15 protein-coding genes and 9 tRNA genes are annotated in these 20683 nt (G+C 38.3%); 4 read left to right on the top strand and 20 right to left on the bottom strand.

All coding sequences use genetic code 11. The features are described 5' to 3' along the window. Positions 1 to 40: 40 nt before the first annotated feature. From JG479_RS06200 to JG479_RS06185, 4 genes are all read right to left on the bottom strand, one after another. Positions 41 to 1102 carry an alkaline phosphatase D family protein gene (locus JG479_RS06200; protein WP_200220134.1) on the bottom strand — a complete coding sequence of 354 codons (1062 nt, stop codon included), beginning with the start codon at positions 1100 to 1102 and terminating at the stop codon, positions 41 to 43. After that, positions 1099 to 2226: an alkaline phosphatase family protein gene (locus tag JG479_RS06195; RefSeq protein ID WP_149602866.1), complete on the bottom strand. Its 1128-nt coding sequence runs from the start codon at positions 2224 to 2226 to the stop codon at positions 1099 to 1101. The genes JG479_RS06200 and JG479_RS06195 overlap by 4 nt, the downstream gene beginning before the upstream one ends. 74 nt (positions 2227 to 2300) lie before the next feature. After that, positions 2301 to 4670 (bottom strand): TonB-dependent receptor domain-containing protein, encoded by a 2370-nt coding sequence (locus JG479_RS06190; RefSeq protein ID WP_200220133.1) that lies wholly within the window; start codon positions 4668 to 4670, stop codon positions 2301 to 2303. A 202-nt stretch (positions 4671 to 4872) separates the two neighbouring features. Continuing rightward, positions 4873 to 5916: an alkene reductase gene (locus JG479_RS06185; protein WP_138488875.1), complete on the bottom strand. Its 1044-nt coding sequence runs from the start codon at positions 5914 to 5916 to the stop codon at positions 4873 to 4875. Between the two features lie 224 nt (positions 5917 to 6140). Between JG479_RS06185 and JG479_RS06180 the strand changes: the two genes are divergently transcribed. After that, the gene (locus tag JG479_RS06180; protein ID WP_033028320.1) at positions 6141 to 6530 is read left to right on the top strand and encodes a DUF2750 domain-containing protein; all 390 of its coding nucleotides are present in this window, start codon (positions 6141 to 6143) and stop codon (positions 6528 to 6530) included. Between the two features lie 57 nt (positions 6531 to 6587). Here JG479_RS06180 and JG479_RS06175 read toward each other — a convergent pair whose 3' ends face one another. After that, positions 6588 to 7250, bottom strand: a complete 663-nt coding sequence (locus JG479_RS06175; protein ID WP_033028321.1) for a TetR/AcrR family transcriptional regulator — start codon at positions 7248 to 7250, stop codon at positions 6588 to 6590. 95 nt (positions 7251 to 7345) lie between these two features. Here JG479_RS06175 and JG479_RS06170 point away from each other — a divergent pair, with 95 nt between their 5' ends. Both JG479_RS06170 and JG479_RS06165 read left to right on the top strand, forming a co-directional pair. After that, positions 7346 to 8518: a phytanoyl-CoA dioxygenase family protein gene (locus JG479_RS06170; RefSeq protein ID WP_200220132.1), complete on the top strand. Its 1173-nt coding sequence runs from the start codon at positions 7346 to 7348 to the stop codon at positions 8516 to 8518. Positions 8519 to 8570: 52 nt separating this feature from the next. After that, on the top strand, positions 8571 to 9524 hold the full coding sequence (locus tag JG479_RS06165; protein WP_200220131.1) for a dihydrodipicolinate synthase family protein: 954 nt from the start codon (positions 8571 to 8573) through the stop codon (positions 9522 to 9524). A gap of 13 nt (positions 9525 to 9537) precedes the next feature. Here JG479_RS06165 and JG479_RS06160 read toward each other — a convergent pair whose 3' ends face one another. Continuing rightward, the gene (locus JG479_RS06160) at positions 9538 to 10401 is read right to left on the bottom strand and encodes an alpha/beta fold hydrolase (protein WP_039490125.1); all 864 of its coding nucleotides are present in this window, start codon (positions 10399 to 10401) and stop codon (positions 9538 to 9540) included. 106 nt (positions 10402 to 10507) lie between these two features. Beyond that, positions 10508 to 11833: an OprD family outer membrane porin gene (locus tag JG479_RS06155; RefSeq protein WP_200220130.1), complete on the bottom strand. Its 1326-nt coding sequence runs from the start codon at positions 11831 to 11833 to the stop codon at positions 10508 to 10510. 625 nt (positions 11834 to 12458) lie between these two features. Between JG479_RS06155 and JG479_RS06150 the strand changes: the two genes are divergently transcribed. Next, positions 12459 to 15137 carry a CHASE domain-containing protein gene (locus tag JG479_RS06150; protein ID WP_200220129.1) on the top strand — a complete coding sequence of 893 codons (2679 nt, stop codon included), beginning with the start codon at positions 12459 to 12461 and terminating at the stop codon, positions 15135 to 15137. A gap of 70 nt (positions 15138 to 15207) precedes the next feature. On the opposite strand, the gene JG479_RS06145 is transcribed toward JG479_RS06150, so the two are convergent. From JG479_RS06145 to tolB, 13 genes are all read right to left on the bottom strand, one after another. Continuing rightward, positions 15208 to 15297 (bottom strand) — tRNA-Ser (locus JG479_RS06145). 176 nt (positions 15298 to 15473) lie between these two features. Continuing rightward, entirely contained in the window at positions 15474 to 16514 is a 1041-nt protein-coding gene (gene nadA, locus JG479_RS06140; RefSeq protein WP_002962419.1) for a quinolinate synthase NadA, read from the bottom strand. A 141-nt stretch (positions 16515 to 16655) separates the two neighbouring features. Next, a tRNA-Lys gene (locus JG479_RS06135) sits at positions 16656 to 16731 on the bottom strand. 62 nt (positions 16732 to 16793) lie between these two features. Further along, positions 16794 to 16869: transfer RNA gene (locus tag JG479_RS06130), tRNA-Lys, on the bottom strand. An 83-nt stretch (positions 16870 to 16952) separates the two neighbouring features. Next, a tRNA-Lys gene (locus JG479_RS06125) sits at positions 16953 to 17028 on the bottom strand. Between the two features lie 24 nt (positions 17029 to 17052). Then, positions 17053 to 17128, bottom strand: a tRNA-Lys gene (locus JG479_RS06120). An 83-nt stretch (positions 17129 to 17211) separates the two neighbouring features. Continuing rightward, positions 17212 to 17287, bottom strand: a tRNA-Lys gene (locus JG479_RS06115). Positions 17288 to 17372: 85 nt separating this feature from the next. Continuing rightward, positions 17373 to 17448 (bottom strand) — tRNA-Lys (locus JG479_RS06110). An 83-nt stretch (positions 17449 to 17531) separates the two neighbouring features. Next, a tRNA-Lys gene (locus JG479_RS06105) sits at positions 17532 to 17607 on the bottom strand. Positions 17608 to 17677: 70 nt separating this feature from the next. Then, positions 17678 to 17753 (bottom strand) — tRNA-Lys (locus JG479_RS06100). A 226-nt stretch (positions 17754 to 17979) separates the two neighbouring features. Continuing rightward, positions 17980 to 18729 carry a tol-pal system protein YbgF gene (gene ybgF / locus JG479_RS06095; RefSeq protein WP_033021320.1) on the bottom strand — a complete coding sequence of 250 codons (750 nt, stop codon included), beginning with the start codon at positions 18727 to 18729 and terminating at the stop codon, positions 17980 to 17982. Positions 18730 to 18742: 13 nt separating this feature from the next. Next, on the bottom strand, positions 18743 to 19285 hold the full coding sequence (gene pal, locus JG479_RS06090) for a peptidoglycan-associated lipoprotein Pal (RefSeq protein WP_002960636.1): 543 nt from the start codon (positions 19283 to 19285) through the stop codon (positions 18743 to 18745). Positions 19286 to 19319: 34 nt separating this feature from the next. Then, on the bottom strand, positions 19320 to 20678 hold the full coding sequence (gene tolB, locus JG479_RS06085; RefSeq protein WP_182682632.1) for a Tol-Pal system beta propeller repeat protein TolB: 1359 nt from the start codon (positions 20676 to 20678) through the stop codon (positions 19320 to 19322). Positions 20679 to 20683 lie beyond the last annotated feature (5 nt).

Raw genomic sequence — 20683 nt, 5'->3', positions numbered from 1 at the left:
TTAATTTTGATCACTGTGCGTTTTTGTTTATAGAATAATGTTATTTATAAGGGCTAATACTTGATAAACTAAAGTCACTTTGCATTATTACTTCGCCATCAACGCCTTTTAATTTAAGTGAAATAGTGGGATCAGTTTGCTGCCAATCAATGCTTAAATCACCATAATTTACGTTATGAGTAAAATTCCCTACTCGGTGCTTGTTAGGGCTTACGTCTTTCCATTTTTCAGTTAAGCCTGAGCTGGTCATCTCAATCAATGGGTAATCAAGGTTTTGCTGATACTTTGATATTTCACCCCAGTGCGTATCGCCGCTGATGATCACTACCCCATTTACCTTATGCTTTTTAATCAATGCAAATAAACGGTTTCTATCTTCAGGAAAGTTTGCCCATGACTCCCAACCTGTAAAGTCAGGTAAAAGCTGTAAGCTTGAGGCAATCAATTTTATTGCAGCAGGCTTTTTAAGCTCTTGTTCAAGCCATTGCCACTGGGCTTCACCTAGCATTGATGCGCCCTTCACTTCACTAGGACTATACGGGCCTTGGTTATTTAACTTACGTTTAGTGTAGTATTCAAGCTCGCTTACATGGTTTAGCGCATCACGATTCCAACGTAAATCAGGCATTATTACTTGTATGGTTTGCTCATTTTCACCATACATGTACGAGGTATAAATTCCATCAGGGCGAGTGCGACGCGCTGAGTTTACAGGTTCATCCCAAAAATTAAGCATAATTTGACGTGATAGCTCTTTGTGCGGATACTCTCTACCTGCATCGTTTTGGCCATAATCGTGGTCATCCCACATAGCAATAATAGGCGTTTGCGCTTTTAACGTTTTAAAACCAGGCTTTGCCCCTAAACGTTGGTACTTATCGGCAAGTACATCCATATCGTTGGTATCGCCGTAGATATTGTCACCCAAAAATATAAACAAATCGCCTTTCTCTTTGTTAATTGCATTAAATATGGGTATCTTTTTATCTTGATGCCCACACGAACCAAATAGAATTTTAGATGGCGCGGCAGTAACACCTGTACTAATAACCAAACTCAACACCAAGGCAATTAGGGTTAATGGTTTTAATTGGTTCTTCATTTTAAAATCTCGCTAATAGCAGGCGCCATATTTGAATTTATTTCATTTGGGTTCTGCCCAAGCGCCTTTAAAACGGTCGCCGCTATTTGCGCTTGTTTAAGCTCATTTTTAGTTTTAATTAAGCCACTACCTTTTATTGCGGGGCCAATGGCCGCAAGCCAAATATGTTCAGAGCCGATAATTCCTTCTGGGTAGGTATTTTCACCTAACTCTAGCTCAGCAAGTGCACGTTTAGAGCTGTGATGTTGCCAATCGTTGGCATTATTGCCACGGCCGTGATCAGTAGTAATAATTAGTGTGGTGTTATTTTTATAACCCGCTGTAGTTTGAATGGTTGCCCATAAGTCTTTTATAAACGCGTCACTTTGCCTTGCCGATTTAAGGTATTGATCGTAATGACCATCATGCGCAAAGTCATCAGTTTCGCCTAAGCTTATCACTAACAACTTAGGCTTTTTAGCCAACATATACGCTTTAGCAAAGCGATATGTAAAACTGTCTAGTCGTACGTTATACCAAGGACTGGGGATTTCGTTTTGTAGCGCATTTAACAGTGGCGCATCTGTGAATAAATTCTCTTCAATTGACATAAAACCTGCATTTACATACACGTTACTGCGCTTAGTATTTACAATGTATGGAAATACATCCCAACTGCCAAATAAGGCTGTGCTACCTTTAAACCCAGGTAACTTATCTAAACGCTCTAAAATAGTTTTATTTGGGTTGAGCACTTTGTTATTACTATTTATATTTTCGTCAACTTCACCGGTGAGTATTTCGTTATAACCAGGGTATGAAAAATACCACGGGTTACTTACCGACATAGTAGAGCCGTTAGCTCTATCGCCAATTATAATGCCTTTTTTAGCCACTACTTGCGTTAAAAAAGGCATTAGTAATTGCTGGCGCTCATTTGCTGTTTTTGCCCAAAACTGGGTCTTTAATTGCTCTGGCTTTTTAACAAAATCAGTATTATTAATTAAGCTATTATCAGCCCCATTAAATACTTCTTGCCAGCGTACTCCATCAAGCGTTACCAGCACTACATTTTGCGCAGCTGTTGCAAAGTTACTCGCTAATACACTTAAGCTAAATAGTGTTACTTTTAAAATCGTTTTCATCGCGTTTTGCGCCCTTTGATATAATAAAGCCCATCAATGATGGGCTTTATTTTAATTCAATTACTAAAACTTAATTAAAAATCAGCGGTAAATGTAACTGCTGCGGTGCGAGGCGCACCAATGTAGTAAGTAGCGCCGTTACCGGTACCACCTGCTAAGTAGCTTTTGTCAGTAACGTTATAAACAACAAACGATACGTCAATGGCTTTAAACGGACCTGCATCTACGTCAGTTGAATAACCTGCATTAAAATCAAGTACGGTGTAGCCGTCTACTTTATTACGCGTGCGAGTGTCTTCGTCTTGCCATGCACCTAAGCGCTCACCGGTGTATTTAGCCGATAAACCAACACGAAAGCCATCGCTAAAGTAATCGGTAGATACCACAAATAAATCCTCTGATGAATCGATTATGCTGTCGCCTTTTCTAAAGCTCGGTGCTACCTCATTACCACTTTCATCTTTTAATATTACACCCTGTGAATCGTATGCATTTGGATCATCGGATGAATACTCAGAACTGCTATTAGTATACGACGAGTACACGCTCCAGCTTGGTGTTAACATATAGCTTGCTGCAAGCTCAAGCCCATTTGAGTCAATACCCCCTACATTTACGTACGAGCCATTTGTACCAATGGTGTAATCAATCCCATCTGTGCCACTACCAGGGGCAATAAAGGTAATGCGGTTATCAAACTTAACACTGTAAGCCGTTGCTGTAAGGGTTAATCTATCGGCTTGGTAACGTACACCAAAGTCGATGTTGTCGGCAGTTTCTGGCTCTATGTTTGTAAGTGTTGAGCTATCTCGCTCAAGCACACCGTCTTTTATTGCGGAAAAATTCTCGCTGTAACTAGCAAATAATTCTGTGCTGTTATTTAGCTGATACAATACACCACCACTAAATAACACGTCTGAGTCGCTATCTACTTTATCTGATCTTTCGTTAGCAAAGTGGTCGTACTTTTGTAATTCAACTAAATATTGTTTTGCACCAATATTTAATGTTAAGTCACCAAAATTAATCGAGTCTTGTAGGTACCATTTGAATGTATCGGTATCAAAAGTGTTTTTGTATTGTGTCCAGTAAGGCGTGCTATCAAAGTGATGATAAATACGCGCGTCAATTACTTTGTGCCAATCACGCGACTCGTCACGTTCGCTTTGCTCATACCAAAAGCCCGCTTCGATATCGTGATCACCAAATGTAGCTTGGTAATTTGCCGTTACACCTAAACGATCTTTGTTGTAATGCGTATGGCGGTAAGACATAACAGGCGTTGCTGTTGCATCGTAACACGCAGGATTTAAACCAGGACCCGACTCCCATGGCCAGCTCAAACTTTGCGTACAATCGGCATTTGGTGCAAGCGGGTTGCCTTCACTATCAGCAAAACCATAAGAGCCTGCATTAGTGCCACCCTCGGTTGTTGGGTTGCCATTTTCATCAACCGGCGTTGTTAAATAAGGTGGGATCCAATCGCCGCGACCTGAATTTTTATGATAATAAGGGCTAACAGTTAATAATGAAGTTGGCGAAATAGCGTATTCAAATTTTAAATAGCCTAAGGTATTTTCACGAAGCGTTCCCCAACCTTCTGCAAACATTTGGTCAAAATGCGGAACTCCTGTCCAATTCCATGTTAGCTGATCCCAATCGGGTGTTTGTTCAAACTGCTCAAGGCTTACGCTGTTATAGTTTGTCTCGCTTACATCATCGTAAGATAAACGACCAGTAAGTGTTAAATCGTCAAAATTAGATACAAACTTAAGCTCAGCGTGTTGGTTGTCTTTGCCCCCATTACTGCCTGAACCAATCCAGCGGCTTGTATCTGTTTGCGAGTAACTTACGTACGCTTGTGTGTTATTAAAAACAGTGCCTGTTTCGTGTTTAATATAATAACGCGTGGCATCGTGGCTACCTGATGTATAAGCAAAGGTAGTGCCTTTTTCAAGGCTTGGGTCTTTACTTACAAAGTTAAATGTCCCGCCTAGTGCTTCAAGTGAAGCCGACTTAATATCAGACGTACCTTGACCTACTTCTACTGTTGCTAAATTTTCACTCTCCAAGTAACGGTTAGCTTTAGCACCACCGCCGTAATTAGAGCCACCATTGGGAATGCCATCAACGGTCATACCTAATTGTTGTTGGTTTCCATCAATACTAAAACCACGCATAGTGATTGTAGTAGACCAATCGTCGCCACCAAATGCATCACCTTCGTTTATGCTAATACCTGGTAAGTTATCAATAACCGATAATATACTCGATACCGAACTTTGCTGCTCAAGCATTGCAGGCTCAATAACATTGTTAGCGTAGCTCGTTGGTTTAGCTACAACGGTTACTTCTTCTATGGTGCTGTCGTTAGCATAAGTAGATGTTGATACAGCCATGGCAACTGCCATGCTCAATAGCGATTTGTTTTTTAAAGCGTACATTGTTGTCCCGTTTAGTTTTAATTATGAAATATGAAAACGAGCACAGTATGAATTTTAAATATGACAACGAGGATGAACTTTATTTACATAAAGGTTAAACAAATATGGAAGATTTATGGCGGGAATATGTACAAAAAAAGACACCCAAAGGTTTAGCTTTGGGTGCCTTAATTATTTTCTAGAACTTATTACAAATAGTAATTTATTTCAATTCAGCTAGCATTTCATCGCTGTAAGGTACTAGTTCTTCACCGTTTGCAATTTTGCTAATGTAATCTGGGTTTGCGATAAGTGGGCGACCAATCGCGATTAAATCAAACTTAGCATCGTTAATTGCCTCTTTTGCTGACTCAAAACTATAGCTGCCTACGCCTACTAATGTACCTTTGTAGCCTGCACGTAAAAATTCAGACGTCGTTTTACCTTCAAGCGACTCAAACGCTGTACTGTCGTCAAAAATACCGCCGTGTAAGTATGCTAAATCTCTCTTCTCAAGCTCTGGTAATAAGTAATCAAATACCGCTTTATCACGGTTATCTTCGCTCATATTAAAATAAGCACCCGGTGTAACACGTAAAGCAGTACGCTCATTACCTACAGCGGCGATAACTGCATCGGTTACTTCTAGTGCAAAACGCGACATATTTTCAGGCGTTTGACCGTATTCGTCGCTGCGTGTATTTGCAGCGTAATGTAAAAACTGGTCAATCAAATACCCGTTAGCACCGTGAATTTCTACCCCGTCAAAACCCGCTTCAATCGCATTTTCTGCCGCCTTTGCGTAATCAGCTACAAGGCCCTTAATGTCATCTATAGTCGCTGCTTTTGGTGTGATGTATGTAAGCTCACGCATACGAGGCACAGAGCCTTCAACGCCAATTGCCGATGGTGCCAGTACATCGCCATCAAAAAAGTGAGGATGTGCAACACGGCCAACATGCCAAAGCTGTGCAAACATTTTGCCGCCATTAGCGTGCACTGCGTCTGTTACTTTTTTCCAACCTTGAATTTGCTCACTGGTAAATAAACCCGGTGTATTTGGGTAACCTTGCGCATCTGGACGAATAATAGTTGCTTCGCTAATAATTAAACCGGTTTCGGCACGGCGAGCATAATATTCAACCATATCTTGTGTTGGCACTAAGTTATCGTCAGCCATACAACGCGTTAATGGTGCCATAAGTACGCGGTTTTTAAGCTCAATCGTGTTATTTAGTTTAAACGGAGCAAGTAGATCAGTAGTCATTTTTCAATCCTTCATTAAGTATATGCTTACTACAATGTGGCCTTTTTACAAACATTCAAGCTTATTTTGAATGATCGCTCAAATTAGTTGTGACATATACTGATCAATATACAAATTAGATCTGCATTGCTGAAATTAAATAGCAACTTTTCAACACTCTGTCATATAACTCGATATACTTGTGTGCATATAATTTAGATATAGTAATTAAGAGTGAGCTAATTATGACAACGCCAAATTTAAGCGAAGAACAAGCAGTAATTTTAGGGCTTGGGGCAAAAAAACGCCTAGCCTATATGTTCGAAACCGTACAACAATTTAAACAAGTATGGATTTTAAACGACGATGATGGCTGCGTTATGCTTGCCAACGAAGATGACGACTGTGTTCCAGTTTGGCCAACTCGCGAATTTGCAGAGGCATGGGCAACTGGCGAATGGGTTGGTTGTAGCGCTAAAGCAATTCCACTTGCTGATTGGTTTAGTCGCTGGACACCAGGCCTTGAAGAGGATGATTTACTTATTGCTGCCTTTCCTACTGAGGAAGACGACGGCACGATATTGTTTTCAGATGAGTTTGAAAAACAATTAAGAGCACCGAAGAAAAAATATTAAACCTAATTACTAAATTTAAAACGCGGCCACTGTAAAGTAGGCCGCATTTTTATACGTTTATGTCAGTGAATCAATTTTATTTAACAATTCAACTTTATACTCATCTGTTGCATCAGCACTAAAAGTAATAAACATACCTATCAGCACTTGGTTTTTGTACTGCTGTAAATCAATATACCCGTTAACCCAATCTTGGCGAGCTAGTCGCTGACAACCAAACAGCTGCTTTGCTAACCATTTACTATCAACAAGACCATTCAAAAAGCCTTTTTCTTTAGCTGAAATACATAGCTGCTCTGCTATTTTTAGCGATTGACTAAAAATGCCTGTCGGTTGTTTATGTTCAAATAAATTACTACGCTCACCAGCAACAAACGCAGCTCGGTAAAACGCTTCATCCTTTTTAAATAATTCGAGTAAGTTATCTATAAACGCAATAGCGGCTTCTATTGGGTTTGTCATGTCGGGCTGTAGTATAACTTTTTCAATGCGAATGACCATTTCTTCGACCAGCACTTTGAAGATATCATGCTTTTTACCAAATAAATTATGAATAGTTGGTATTGAAACACCTGCAACAGTGGCTAATTCGCTTAATGTAAACGCATCAAAGCCTTTAGAGGCAATAAGATTTCGGGCATGCTTTAGTATATCAACCTTTCTCAACTCTTTGTTTTCTTGTCTTTTTTTATTACCCCGAGCGATATTTAGTTGCTCCATTTATTTTCTCCATAGAAAAACAGCTTGACCACAGTTTTTATTGTGGGTTAAGTTTTACTTGCAATAAAAACTGTGGAATACGTTAAGGACACATTATGACTAAAAGTATAACAAGATCGATTGATGCATGCGCCTCACATTACGGTGAAAATGCCAATGAAATGCGAGAATATTTACTTAATGGCGAAAAAAATGCTTTAGCTATGAATAATAGAGGCCCTATTGAGTTTGATGAATATGGTGATTTAGCACAAAACATTAAAAGCCAATACCAAGAATACGGCTTTTATATATTCGAAAACGTAATTGATAAAAAAGAGCTCGCCGAGATAGAAATAGAACTAGCCCAATTAAAAAAAACCTTCCCTTTAGAACCGTATGGAAAAACAACCGCAGATGGAAAACCAGCGTTAGGTGCTGATAATCAAGCACCTAATTTAATTTGGTCAAAATCACTTGGAGATCCACTTGGCGGAACCGCAATCGCTAATGGCCGACACCAAGTAAAATTATTTGAACCTGAAGCTGCTGACGATCTGCCTGCGTTTTCGCCTTTTGTATTGCTTGGCTCACTGCAGTTTTCTGAGTCATGCTTAAGAACGTACGCGCACCCTCAATTATTAAAAGTGGCCGAGGCAATAAATGGTAAGGATTTTGCCCCATTTCATGAATGTCTTTTTATTAAAGATCCTGGCGTAGGCGCTGCCGTTTCATGGCACCAAGATGGTGATACTCATTGGGAAAATGAAAATTTTGATCAAGACATACACGGCTTTAACTTTATGGCGCAAGTTTTTGGCAGTACTGCTGTAAATGGTGTGTGGGTTTTACCTAAAAGTCATAAGGTTGGTAGGGTTGATATTAAAAAAATGGTTGCAGAAGCAGGCAGTGAGCGCTTAATTGGAATGGTGCCTTTAATTTGTAATCCCGGTGATGTTGTTATTTGTAATAGACAGCTTTTGCATGGTTCCTTTGCTAACTCTGGATTTGAGCCTCGCGTTACTATTAACTTTGGGTTCCATAAACGTTCATCTGTATTAGGTGTCATGGGCTCTGGAATGCACTGTGAAGCTAAAGTTTACGATGAGTCACTTATTGAGCAGAGATCAAAAGTACTTGGCTATGCAATAGATGCTAGAAAACAGCACTTCCCTGACGAAACACCTTATCAATATCAACCTTTTGTTGAAGCCAATAAAACCTTTGATTGGGATGAACAGGCAAAACAAGAGATTAAAGATTATAACTTACTTGATTTAAGTATATAAAATCACTTAGCTCCTAATAATTTTAGGAGCTAATATTGAGTTGGATATCAATATGACTATAAAAAATGGAATATACCCAGTGATCCACACTCCTCTTTTAGAAGATGAGAGTATCGATTTTAAAGGGTTTGATAAATGTTTAGGTTATTACCTAGGTACAGATATACACGGCTTAACAATTTTAGGTAGTGGTGGTGAACTCCCTTATTTTTCTGATCAAGAACAACTTAAAATTGTTCAGTACACTTACAATAAAGTGCAAAATAAAAAGCCACTTATCATAGGCGTAAACGCATACAGTAGCGCGCAAGCAATTGAAAAAATTACTGCTTATAAAGGTTACTCGAGTTATATATTACTGTTATTAACTCCTTACTATAAATCAAGCTTTGAAAACTACTTAAAAGCGATTGAGAACATAGCGCAGCATTCAACTTCACCTATCCTTTTTTATTATTTCCCTCAGATTACAGGGCATTATTTTTCAAACCAACAATTAATAAAACTGCTATGTATTAAAAATATTATAGGTATTAAAGATAGCTCATTACATCTAGCAACAGCGCGCACCGTTTTAAATAAATTGCCTGATACTCGTTACTTTAGCGGATTAACTTTGGTGTACGAACATATAGCTGCCCATGGTGCTGCGGGTGCAATTTGTCCTATAGCAACTATTTTACCCATGCAGGCTGCTGCATTTTTTGAAGATTTAAATCTAAATAACACTAAAGAGATAAATAAACGTCGTACAGTATTAAAATCTGTATTGCCGATTGCTAATAATTTAAATATTTCAGTAAGTGTGCAAAACTCACTGCTTAATATTTTAATTCGTAGTCCTAAACCACTAATAAAGTCAGTAACCAGCCCTCATGCAAATATTAAAGAAGCACTCAGCCTTTTGGGATTACCAATACACGCAACGGTAAGAAGCCCTTTAGCGCCTATCAATTATGAATCAAAAGAAAAAATAGCTAAAATTTTAGCTTCTATAAAAATCTAAATTGTACTAATAGTTAATTTCTAAATGCCAAGTAAGCCTGCGTAATTGCATCTGGATTTTCTACTTGCGGATAATGCCCAAGCTCTACAAACTCTTGTACGCGCGCATTGGGAGTAAGCTTTTTATAATGCTCAATCATGTGCTTACCAGAGATGGGATCTTCTGCGCCTGCTATAAACGTAAGTGGTATATTACTATTTATGATGGCACCAACCCAGCGTTCTCTGTTTTGCTGCCTCTGCTTTATATAACTAATGAGTTTAGGCATAACCGCTAAACCATCTTTATAAATTAGCAACTCCCAAAGTGTGTCTACCACTTGTTTTGAAGGAGGTGTACTTTTACTAAAAATAGTAACTAAATTATTGGCAAATTTTTGTTTATTCATTAATTTTGGCACTATCCAACCTAGCTTTGAAAGTAAAAGCTTTTGTATAAATAATGGTTTATGCACCTCAGGAAATAACCCACCATTTAAAAAACACACGCTGTTTATTTTAAAGTCACTTTGGCTAACCACTTGCCTTGCTAATAACTCTTGAGCCACTGTATCGCCATAGTCATGAGCTAAAATATGTACATCATTAATATTTAACGTTTTTAAAAATTGGGTATATAAGTCAGCTTGTTCGGTAATTTTATAAGTAGCGTTTATTGGTTTATCTGACAAACCAAAACCTAGCATATCGAGCGTAATTACAAAATAATGTTCACTAAGTGTTTGCCACATACCTTCCCAATCCCAGCTAGCACTTGGAAAGCCATGTATTAAAAGCAGCGCAGGCTTAGTTATATCACCAGCTATTTTTGTAAATATTTGATGGCCAGAAATATGAGTGAATTGGCCCTGCGATTGCCACTGTTGAAGAGAAAACATATATTAGCTTTATTTTTATTATCTATTTGTTAGTTTTATCATAGTGGTAGTTAATAAAGGAAATAAAACCAATGTATAAAATTGCATTGGCTTATTAAAAGTCATGTCAAAATTTAATAGTGTAATCTATATAAACTCGGTGGTCGGCTCTGTCGCCTTTAACACCATCAACGCTGCCTGATTTTTCGGTTGTATAATCTACAAATAACCAGCGCAAACTTAAGCCTTTTATTTTCTCAACTTTATAGCGCGTATCTACAGCCCAATATTTTTCGTCAGCTGTGCCAGCTAACTTACCCAGCGCAGAGTTTTCAGCATCGCTACCGCTTGTGTAGTAAAACTTTGTTGTTAAACCTGGCGATACTGCTTTTAAATCAATGCCAAAACGTGCCTGCCACGTTGCCTCGTTTTGATTTGTTAAATCGGCACCAATCAATGAGCGAGTTGGAAATGGGTTTGTACCATGATCGCCACTAAAGTTATCTTCAATCCAAGCATCACTTACCTTAGTAAATGCCGCACCTACACTCCAAATATCTTTTTTCCAATCAGCATCTAAGTAATAGGCAAATCCATCGTTTTCACTTCTAGTTAAACCTGTTAATGCGCCAGTTGCATCTTCATCATCTAAATCGCCGCCCTCTGCGCCTGTTACAAATAAATCACCATCATCTTGTGAGGTAAATATGCCAGTTGAAAGGGTTAACTTACTTTGCTCAAGTTTAATGTCGTAACTGATTTTTAATCCCATTTTACTTAGATAATTGTGGGAATTTAAATATTCAGCCTCTAATGTTACATCGTCTTTTTTATGCGTAGCACCTACGCCCCAAATTACGCTAATGGCGCCAAGTGCCGATTGATCGGTAGAAAAGTCTTCCCATTTTTCATCATGTCGACGGCTCCATTTGTCGTATACGTAACCATATAATTTAGTGTTGCCGATTTTATAGTCGCCAAAAACACCTCGAAACGTATTAGGAATAGCACGGCTGCCTGAGCTTTTTAAAAGCATGCTTTTGGTTTTTTGCCCACCTACTTTAACGTGACCGTTTTTGCCCAATTTAAAATCTAAAAAATATTGACCAAATTTAGAAAAGCTATCGTCTACTCCACCACTCTCATTACCTGCTGGTAAAATATTACCTGCGGCAGAACCTGTAGAGTTAATATTCATTACTGTGTAAGTCGATACACCCACACTCAATAAATCGTTTATATAACCCGATGTGTAATTGAGCTCTATACCTTGAGCAAAAGTTGAATCGTCACTTGCGTCGTTCTCGTAGTCACGGTCAAAATAAATTGATCTAAGTTTTATATTAAATTCATCTTGTTCTGTCAGCCCATTAACAGCAGCATACGAAGGAATAGAAATACATGTTAATACAGCGCCTGTTGCCGCAAGTAATTTAGATACTCGGTGAGCCATAGTTATCTCCGTTATCTTGTTTTTTAAGTTTGTTACTGTGCAGCACATAGGGATGTGTATGCTTTTTGACCTACACGGCAAACATGTCATAGGGTAATTACATTTCAAGTAATTACCTTTCTTTCATGCTAGTAAATATAGAACAATATAAATTTATAATGTTTTAATTTTTATATTATAAAATAGTAATAGTTTGTTTTATTTCGGATGAATTGTAAAAATTGGTAAAGATTACCTCTTGCTCACTCGTATCTAAGTCGCTAATTTTATTTAAAAAAGCATCATGATATTAATTGAATTTTACTTGATTTAAACTTACCTAAGTAAAGTTATGAGCAGCTAATTTCTTCTAAAAATCAATAAGCACAAAAACCAGCGCCTTTTGCTACTACTTTTGTTGGTATCTATAAAGTGATGCAGAATTTATAAATTATTATATTTATATGCACTTTAATTTTATCTTGAGGCTTAAAATCAACTTTTTAGACTCCCCCTACTCTAAACCTCTATAAAATATATACATTCCAATTAATAACAAAGTTGTGTCTTGAATAATAGGTGCTATATTTATCACGTTATTAAAATAGAAACACATTTACTGCGACTCATGAAAAAGGATTAATTAATGATTCAAGCACGACCGGTTAATAAAGGGTTATTAATCTCACTGCTTCCTCACGTCATTTTATTAGTTGCGGGCATTATACTTACCTACTTTGCTCATATTAAACACCAAGAAGCCATAAAAAATAAAATAAACAATGCGCTTGATAACCGCCTATCATCGCTTTCTACAGGTATTAACAGTAGGCTCGATTTGTATCAATATGGGCTATTTGGTTTAAAGGGCTTTGTACATGGGATAGGTGCAAATAATTTAAACTATCAAGCCATAACTAACTACTCTGGGAGCCGTAACTACGCTAAAGAATTCCCTGGAGCTAATGGTATTGGCTATATAAAAAAAGTTGGCGTTGAGCAATTAAATAAATTTTTGAATGATGCAAAAAACGATAGACCCGATCAGACATTTAATTTGAATACACTCGTAGCGACTAGTGATGAGCATTTTATAATTCAATATATTTTTCCTGAGCAAAAAAACTTACAAGCAATTGGATTAGATATTGGATCTGAGAGCATACGCAAACAGGCAGCACTAAATGCTGCTATAAATAATACAACCCAATTAACGGCGCCACTGACTTTAGTACAAGCGAATAAACTCTCGCAACAAGGCTTTTTAATATTAGTGCCAATATATAAAACCATTACTATTTCTGATAATAAAAAACAGCGCCTTAATGAGCTTTTAGGTTGGGCATATTCGCCGTTGTTAATTGATAAAATTTTAGACTCACTTTCACACCTTGATGAAAATCAACTAACGATAAGTGATATCAATAACGATACTGAGACTGATTTTTTTAGTTATGGCATAAAAAGCAAAACTAACGATTATCAATTAACTAAAATTATAAAATTAATGGGTAGAACGTGGAAAATTACCATTGATGCCTCAGACGCCTTTATTTATAACCTTCATCTCCCTAGTCGGTATCAAGCCATTGTTAATGGCTCTTTCGCCACTATTGGCTGTATGTTTGTAGTTTTTTTAATGCAATTGTTTATTTTTAGAAGAAACCAAAGAATTAAGAGAAAAACACTTCAGGCTAAAAAAAATAAACTCGCATTGCAGCAAGCAAATTTAAAACTAGAAAGCGAAGTTAAACAACGTACGCAAGAAATAGCCGATATGAGCATGCTCCAACAAAGTATTTTAAACAGTGCTAGTTATTCAATTATTGCGACCGACACAAACGGCTTAATCACTCTATTTAATCCCGCCTCAGAAAAGTTATTAGGCTACAAAGCGCAAGATGTTATTGGTATTAAAGACCCAAGCATATTTCATTTAAAAGAAGAAATTATAAAAAAGGCTAAACTACTTAGTGCTGAATTAAATAAACCCGTACCCCCTGGTTTTGAAGTATTTATCTTAAAAGCAACAGCAACAGAGCCAGATATTAATCAATGGACATATATTTCTTCTACAGGCGAGCAAATACAAGTTAATTTAAGTGTCACTTCGTTGTTAAATAACGAAGGAGACACCGTTGGCTACTTAGGTATTGCTTACGATTTAACAGAACAAATTGACCACGAGCAAGCCCTTGGTCACTCAAAAGAACTTGCTGAGCAAGCATCGCAAGCAAAGTCTGAATTTTTAGCAAATATGAGCCACGAAATACGAACCCCGATGAACGGTATACTTGGCACATTACAACTATTACAAGAACAACCGCTTAATGAAAAATCAGAAGAGTATTTAAAAAAATCACTGTATTCAACTCGAGCACTCACCACCATTATTAACGATATTCTTGATTTTTCTAAAATAGAGGCTGGCAAGCTCTCATTAGAGAATAAGCCTTTTGACTTTTTTGAACTTATTCATCACTTAGAGTCAGACTTAGGTGTGCAAGCAACAGATAAAAACATTTACCTTAAATTTGTGATTGATATTGAGCACAAGCATTGGGTGGGCGACCCAGTTAGACTCAGACAGGTATTTTTAAACTTAATATCTAACGCGATTAAGTTTACATCTCAAGGTGGCGTTACAGTAACCTTTAGGCTAACTGAGGAAAGCAGAATATGTTGTTGTATATCAGACACCGGGATTGGAATTTCTGAGCAAGCAATTGATCGATTGTTTGAGCGCTTTGAACAAGCTGAGCAATCAACCACGCGTGAATATGGTGGTACGGGCCTTGGCTTACCCATCACTAAATCATTAATAGGCCTGATGAATGGCGAAATTAAAGTAACAAGCCAGTTAGGTTCAGGGAGTCAGTTTTATGTGTACTTACCATTAAAACAAGCGCAGGTGGGTGACAGCACATTAACAACCAAAAATATTGAGCTTCCTGACCTATCTGGAAAAATTATTTTATTAGCTGAAGATAATAAAATAAATCAGCTTGTTGCAGCTGCGATGCTTGAACCAACTAAAGCCACCATTATTATTGCCAACAATGGTTTAGAAGCGATTTCATTATACGAGTTACACAAACCAGACATTATTTTTATGGACATTCAAATGCCAAAAATGGATGGTCTTCAGGCATGTAAAAAAATTAAGGCGCTTAATAGCGAACAAATTGTTATTGCATTAACTGCTAATGTTTTTACAGAACAAAAAGAAATATACAGGCAGTTATTTGATGGTTACGTTTCAAAACCAATCGAAAAACATGAACTTGTCAGCATGTTATCGACACTTTGCTTAGTAAATAATTAGTCATACTGAAGGCATTAAAAAACCCAGTTATTGTTACCTTTCGATATTAATAACTGGGCTCTAAGAATAATGGTGGAGGGAGAGGGATTCGAACCCTCGTTAGGGATAAACCTAAACACACTTTCCAGGCGTGCGCCTTCAGCCACTCAGCCATCCCTCCACGGTGCTGCAATTGTGTAATGCAACAGCGCGCTATAGTATGAAATAGACCCTTAAGGTGCAAGGCATTTTTAAATTTGGGCCTTTAAATGCTTACTAATCAAGCAACACTTACCTATAGGCACAAAAAAACGGCTAAATCTAAGACTTAACCGTTTTTAATTTATACTTTAAAAGTTACTTAGCCATGCTCGCAGTAAACTCAAGCATGCGATTTAAGGATTTAAGTGCGCCTTCGCGTAAATCCATATCAACGAATACTTCTTTGCCTTTAGGACTTATGAGGGCTTCCTCAATCGCTTTTAAGCCATTCATTGCCATCCAAGGGCAATGTGCGCAACTTTTACATGAAGCGCCCTCACCTGCCGTAGGAGCCGCAAAAAACTCTTTATCTGGACATAGTTGCTGCATTTTATAAAAGATGCCGCGATCGGTTGCTACAATAAACTTTTTATTGTCCATTGTTTGCGCTGCTTTGATTAATTGGCTCGTAGATCCAACCGAATCGGCAAGAGCAACTATTTCTGCTGGTGACTCAGGATGAACTAATACGCCTGCATCTGGGTGTAGCGCTTTCATGTCTTTAAGTGCTTTTGTTTTAAACTCGTCATGTACAATACATGCGCCATTCCACATAAGCATATCAGCACCGGTATTTTTTTGAATATAACTACCAAGGTGCTTATCTGGGCCCCAAATTATTTTTTCGCCTTGCTCATCGAGGTGCTCTACTATTTCAAGTGCACATGATGAAGTTACAATCCAATCTGCACGTGCTTTAACAGCCGTAGACGTGTTTGCATATACAACGACTTTACGATCTGGGTGCTGATCGCAAAACGCAGAGAACTCGTCTATCGGGCAACCAATATCTAACGAACATGTTGCTTCAAGCGTTGGCATAACAACCGTTTTATTTGGCGTTAAAATTTTGGCTGTTTCGCCCATAAATTTTACGCCAGCAACAATAATCATATCTGCGTCGTGACGTGCACCAAAACGCGCCATTTCTAGCGAGTCGGCAACGCAGCCGCCGGTTTCTTCAGCAAGTGCTTGAATTTCAGGATCGGTATAATAATGGGCAACAAGTACTGCATTTTTATCTTTTAGTAATTGTTTTATACGCGCTTTATATTCGCCTTGCTCGTCTTGTGTTAACGGTGCTGGCTTAGGGGGAAAAATATAACCTTCAGGCATAATAGTTTGAGCTAGACTCATGTTCTCGACCACTTATCTACAGTGCATTAATTAGGGCGAATTATACGAGAATATGAAAGCAAATAACAGCAAACTAGTAAGGCTGTTTATAAAAAATAAAGTGGGAAATTAAAAAAGAATATAAAGGAAAGTATTAGAGAGTGGTGGGTCATGATGGATTTGAACCATCGACCAATTGATTAAAAGTCAACTGCTCTACCAACTGAGCTAATGACCCGCTCTAATATAAATCTGCTTTGTAAAAAGCTGCGTAAATCCGCCGATTAAACTGTCATAGAATGGTGGGTTATGATGGATTTGAACCATCGACCAATTGATTAAAAGTCAACTGCTCTACCAACTGAGCTAATAACCCAATCTATGCGCTTATTCAATTATGAATGAAGCTTACGTATATCCGCCGATTGATACCAAACACTATTCATAAGGAATAAAGAATGGTGGGTCATGATGGATTTGAACCATCGACCAATTGATTAAAAGTCAACTGCTCTACCAACTGAGCTAATGACCCGCTCTTATATAACTTTTCATAGAATGGTGGGTTATGATGGATTTGAACCATCGACCAATTGATTAAAAGTCAACTGCTCTACCAACTGAGCTAATAACCCGCTCTATGCACTTATTCAATTATGAATGAAGCTTACGTAAATCCGCCGATTGATGCCAAACACTATTCATAAGGAATAAAGAATGGTGGGTCATGATGGATTTGAACCATCGACCAATTGATTAAAAGTCAACTGCTCTACCAACTGAGCTAATGACCCGCTCTATTGTTGCGTTTAAATGCAACTTACTACTTTGCGTAAATCCGCCGATTGGAACCAATCATTATTCGCAAGGAATAAAGAATGGTGGGTTATGATGGATTTGAACCATCGACCAATTGATTAAAAGTCAACTGCTCTACCAACTGAGCTAATAACCCATTCCAGTTGCTAACTTATTACTAAGTTAAGCCTACGTGAATCCGCCGATTGATGCCAAACCGTATTCACAAGGAATAAAGAATGGTGGGTCATGATGGATTTGAACCATCGACCAATTGATTAAAAGTCAACTGCTCTACCAACTGAGCTAATGACCCGCTCTGACGTTGCGTTTTATAACAACTTAGTATTGTACGTAAATCCGCCGATAAAAGACCATTCAAAGAATGGTGGGTTATGATGGATTTGAACCATCGACCAATTGATTAAAAGTCAACTGCTCTACCAACTGAGCTAATAACCCGCTCTTTTTGTCGCATTTCGAGTGGGGTAACCATTCGTTTGCTGCGGGCGCTTATAATACTTATTTATAAAATGAGTGCAACCGAAATTGTCTCTTTTTTTAAGTTTTTATGTCTAGATGCACAAAATTAAACCGTTTATGCTCAAACTACATGCAAATCCAAGATTCTTCGAGAGTTTCCATGTAGTTTGCTCGCCTTAACTAGAAATTTAATCGCTGGTGAACTTTAGTTTCCCAAACGATCAGTTGCTAGTTTTGCAGCGGTAGTACTTGGGTATTGATTGATAAGATCGCTCAATATTTTTTGTGCTTGCGCCGCTGAACCTTGATCTTGTAAAAGTGTGCCTAACTTTAGCATTGCATCAGGGCGTTTATTAGAATTTGGAAATTCGTTAACAACCACTTTAAAATGCTCCACCGCTTTTACGCCATCATTTTTAATAGTAAGCAACTGCCCTAACCAATAATGCGCGTTAGACGCATATACAGAGTTTGGATAGGTAGTTAAAAACGTTTGAAATTCAGGAATCGCTTGATCATAACGTTTATCTTTCATTATTAACGCAACAGCACGCTCGTACGCTTCATTTTCAGATAAGTCACTGCTGTAGCTCTGTGCATCGTTTGGCTGCGCCTGATCGACTACTGGAGCTGCTGTTGGCTGTGTATAAGCCTGGCTCACGCGGTTTTCAATCTCTTGATACAACTCACGCTGACGCTGCAGTACTTTTTCAAGTTTGTAGCTTTGCTCTTCAGTTACACCGCGAATTTGACTTACTTCGTCTTGTAACAAGTTAAGTTGTTGCTGTAACTCTACTTGTAAAAAGTTACGCGACTGCATCATATTCTCAAGTGACGCTAATCGCTTCTCAATACTTGATTGTGAACTTGCAGCTTCTGAAACAGGAGCGGGAGCAGCCATTAACTGGGTGCTCCCGCTCAATATCATGGCTGCCAAAATAATTTTCGGCTTCATAATATCTCTTATCTTAGTAAACTAGTACCGCACGGCGGTTTTTAGCGAAAGCTGATTCAGTGCGAGATTTAACCATTGGCTTCTCTTCACCGTAGCTTACCACTGACATTTGGCTAGCTGAAACACCTAAGCTTAATAGGTATTTTTCAACTGCTTGGCCACGGTGCTCACCTAGTGCAATGTTGTACTCTGGAGTACCGCGCTCATCTGCGTGGCCTTCAATTAGTACTTTAACTGATGGGTTTTGAACTAAAAACTCAGCATGTGCACGAAGTAAATCAGCGTACTTACCTTCAACAGTCGCTTTATCAAAGTCAAAGTAAATTACTTGCTCTTGACGAAGTGCTTCGTACTTTTGACGAAGTTGCTCTTCTGCTTGTTGCTCAGGAGAGATTGTAGCTACTTCAACTGTATCAGTGTTAGTTGATTGCTCAACAACGCCTTGATTTGATTGGTTTGCAGCACCTTCATCAATATCAGAAGATGAGCTACAAGCTGCTAATGTCATTACTGGCACAGCAATTAGCAGGCCTTTAAGTATTTTGTTAAGTTGCATTGAGTAGATTCCTATTTTGAGTAAACCAGTAATATTACTGTAAGTATGGCGACCAAGCTGGTGCCTTTACTTGTCCGTCTAGCACAGGTAACCGTGCTTTAAATCGGCCGTCCATCGATACTAGCGCAAGTACCTGTTTATTATTATGGAGCGTGCTGTATATAATCATCGAACCATTTGGCGCTATGCTCGGTGATTCATCTAGGCGTGTTCTCGTTAATACTTGAAACGCACCTGTAGCCAGCTCTTTCTTAGCAAGATGGTACTGCCCGTTGGTACGGTTAACCATCACTAATTCTTTTCCATCTGGTGTTATAGAACCAGCAAGGTTCATATCACCATCAAAGGTGAGTCGTTGTGACCTACCTGTTTTTAAATTTAACTTATAAATCTGAGCATTACCACCCCTTTCAGATGTAAACACAATATCTTGGCCATTAGGGTGCCAAGATGGCTCAGTATCTATGCTACGATGATTTGTTAAGCGTGTTTCTTTACGTGTAGCAAGGTCAAGCATGTAAACTTCTGTCGCACCCGTCTTATCTTTAGAAAGCACTAATAATAGCTTTTTGCCATCTGGCGAAAACTGCGGTGCACCATTAATACCACGGTAGCTTGCTATTATTTCACGCTTACCTGTGTATATATCTTGAATGTAAATTTGGCTTTGACGGTTTTCAAACGTTACATACGCTAGTTTAGTACCATTTGGTGACCATGCTGGCGACATTAATGGTTCTTTTGAACGAAGTAATACCTGTTCGTTAAAACCATCGTAATCAGCAACGACTAGCTGATAAGGTTTAGGCTCGTTATCACGTACTATTACATATGCAATTTTAGTTAAAAACGCGCCCTTTTCACCCGTTAGCTTTTCATAAATAACATCACTGATTCGATGAGAGTAACGGCGAAAACCACTCTCGCCAATAACACTTTCACGCGCTTCTAAAATATGATCTTGGCTTTTAACTAACTTACCGTTACTCATCATTTGCGTATTGCCACCGGTAATTTGGCCGCGAATCACATCAACTAACTCATAACGAACTAAATAACGCCCATCAGTTTGTTGTTCAACCTCACCAACAAGAACAGCTTCAACACCTTTATTAACCCAAGACGCATAATCAATTTCGCCATCTTTACTTGGCTGTTGCGGCATTTGCGCCACATCAACAGGTTTAAACTTACCACTGCGCATTAAATCGGCAGCAATAACACCACTTAGCTTTTCAGGAATTGGACCAACACCTTGGTATTTAAAAGGTACAATGGCAATAGGCCTTGCACCGTCTACACCTTCTGTTATTACAATTTCAAGCGCTGCATTAGCAACACCCGTAAACCCAAACAGTAAAACTAAACAGGCTATTTTTATTTTGTTGAACATATCAT

This window comes from Pseudoalteromonas sp. LC2018020214, from assembly GCF_016598755.1.
GTDB classification, from domain to species: domain Bacteria; phylum Pseudomonadota; class Gammaproteobacteria; order Enterobacterales; family Alteromonadaceae; genus Pseudoalteromonas; species Pseudoalteromonas distincta.
This window is presented reverse-complemented; position numbering and strand designations above follow the sequence as displayed.

What these genes read in the sequence shown, in the direction of transcription:
- JG479_RS06200 (WP_200220134.1), bottom strand. Translation starts at nt 1,102, where the DNA reads ATGAAGAACCAATTAAAACCATTAACCCTAATTGCCTTGGTGTTGAGT.
- JG479_RS06195 (WP_149602866.1), bottom strand. Translation starts at nt 2,226, where the DNA reads ATGAAAACGATTTTAAAAGTAACACTATTTAGCTTAAGTGTATTAGCG.
- JG479_RS06190 (WP_200220133.1), bottom strand. Translation starts at nt 4,670, where the DNA reads ATGTACGCTTTAAAAAACAAATCGCTATTGAGCATGGCAGTTGCCATG.
- JG479_RS06185 (WP_138488875.1), bottom strand. Translation starts at nt 5,916, where the DNA reads ATGACTACTGATCTACTTGCTCCGTTTAAACTAAATAACACGATTGAG.
- JG479_RS06180 (WP_033028320.1), top strand. Translation starts at nt 6,141, where the DNA reads ATGACAACGCCAAATTTAAGCGAAGAACAAGCAGTAATTTTAGGGCTT.
- JG479_RS06175 (WP_033028321.1), bottom strand. Translation starts at nt 7,250, where the DNA reads ATGGAGCAACTAAATATCGCTCGGGGTAATAAAAAAAGACAAGAAAAC.
- JG479_RS06170 (WP_200220132.1), top strand. Translation starts at nt 7,346, where the DNA reads ATGACTAAAAGTATAACAAGATCGATTGATGCATGCGCCTCACATTAC.
- JG479_RS06165 (WP_200220131.1), top strand. Translation starts at nt 8,571, where the DNA reads ATGACTATAAAAAATGGAATATACCCAGTGATCCACACTCCTCTTTTA.
- JG479_RS06160 (WP_039490125.1), bottom strand. Translation starts at nt 10,401, where the DNA reads ATGTTTTCTCTTCAACAGTGGCAATCGCAGGGCCAATTCACTCATATT.
- JG479_RS06155 (WP_200220130.1), bottom strand. Translation starts at nt 11,833, where the DNA reads ATGGCTCACCGAGTATCTAAATTACTTGCGGCAACAGGCGCTGTATTA.
- JG479_RS06150 (WP_200220129.1), top strand. Translation starts at nt 12,459, where the DNA reads ATGATTCAAGCACGACCGGTTAATAAAGGGTTATTAATCTCACTGCTT.
- nadA (WP_002962419.1), bottom strand. Translation starts at nt 16,514, where the DNA reads ATGAGTCTAGCTCAAACTATTATGCCTGAAGGTTATATTTTTCCCCCT.
- ybgF (WP_033021320.1), bottom strand. Translation starts at nt 18,729, where the DNA reads ATGAAGCCGAAAATTATTTTGGCAGCCATGATATTGAGCGGGAGCACC.
- pal (WP_002960636.1), bottom strand. Translation starts at nt 19,285, where the DNA reads ATGCAACTTAACAAAATACTTAAAGGCCTGCTAATTGCTGTGCCAGTA.
- tolB (WP_182682632.1), bottom strand. Translation starts at nt 20,678, where the DNA reads ATGTTCAACAAAATAAAAATAGCCTGTTTAGTTTTACTGTTTGGGTTT.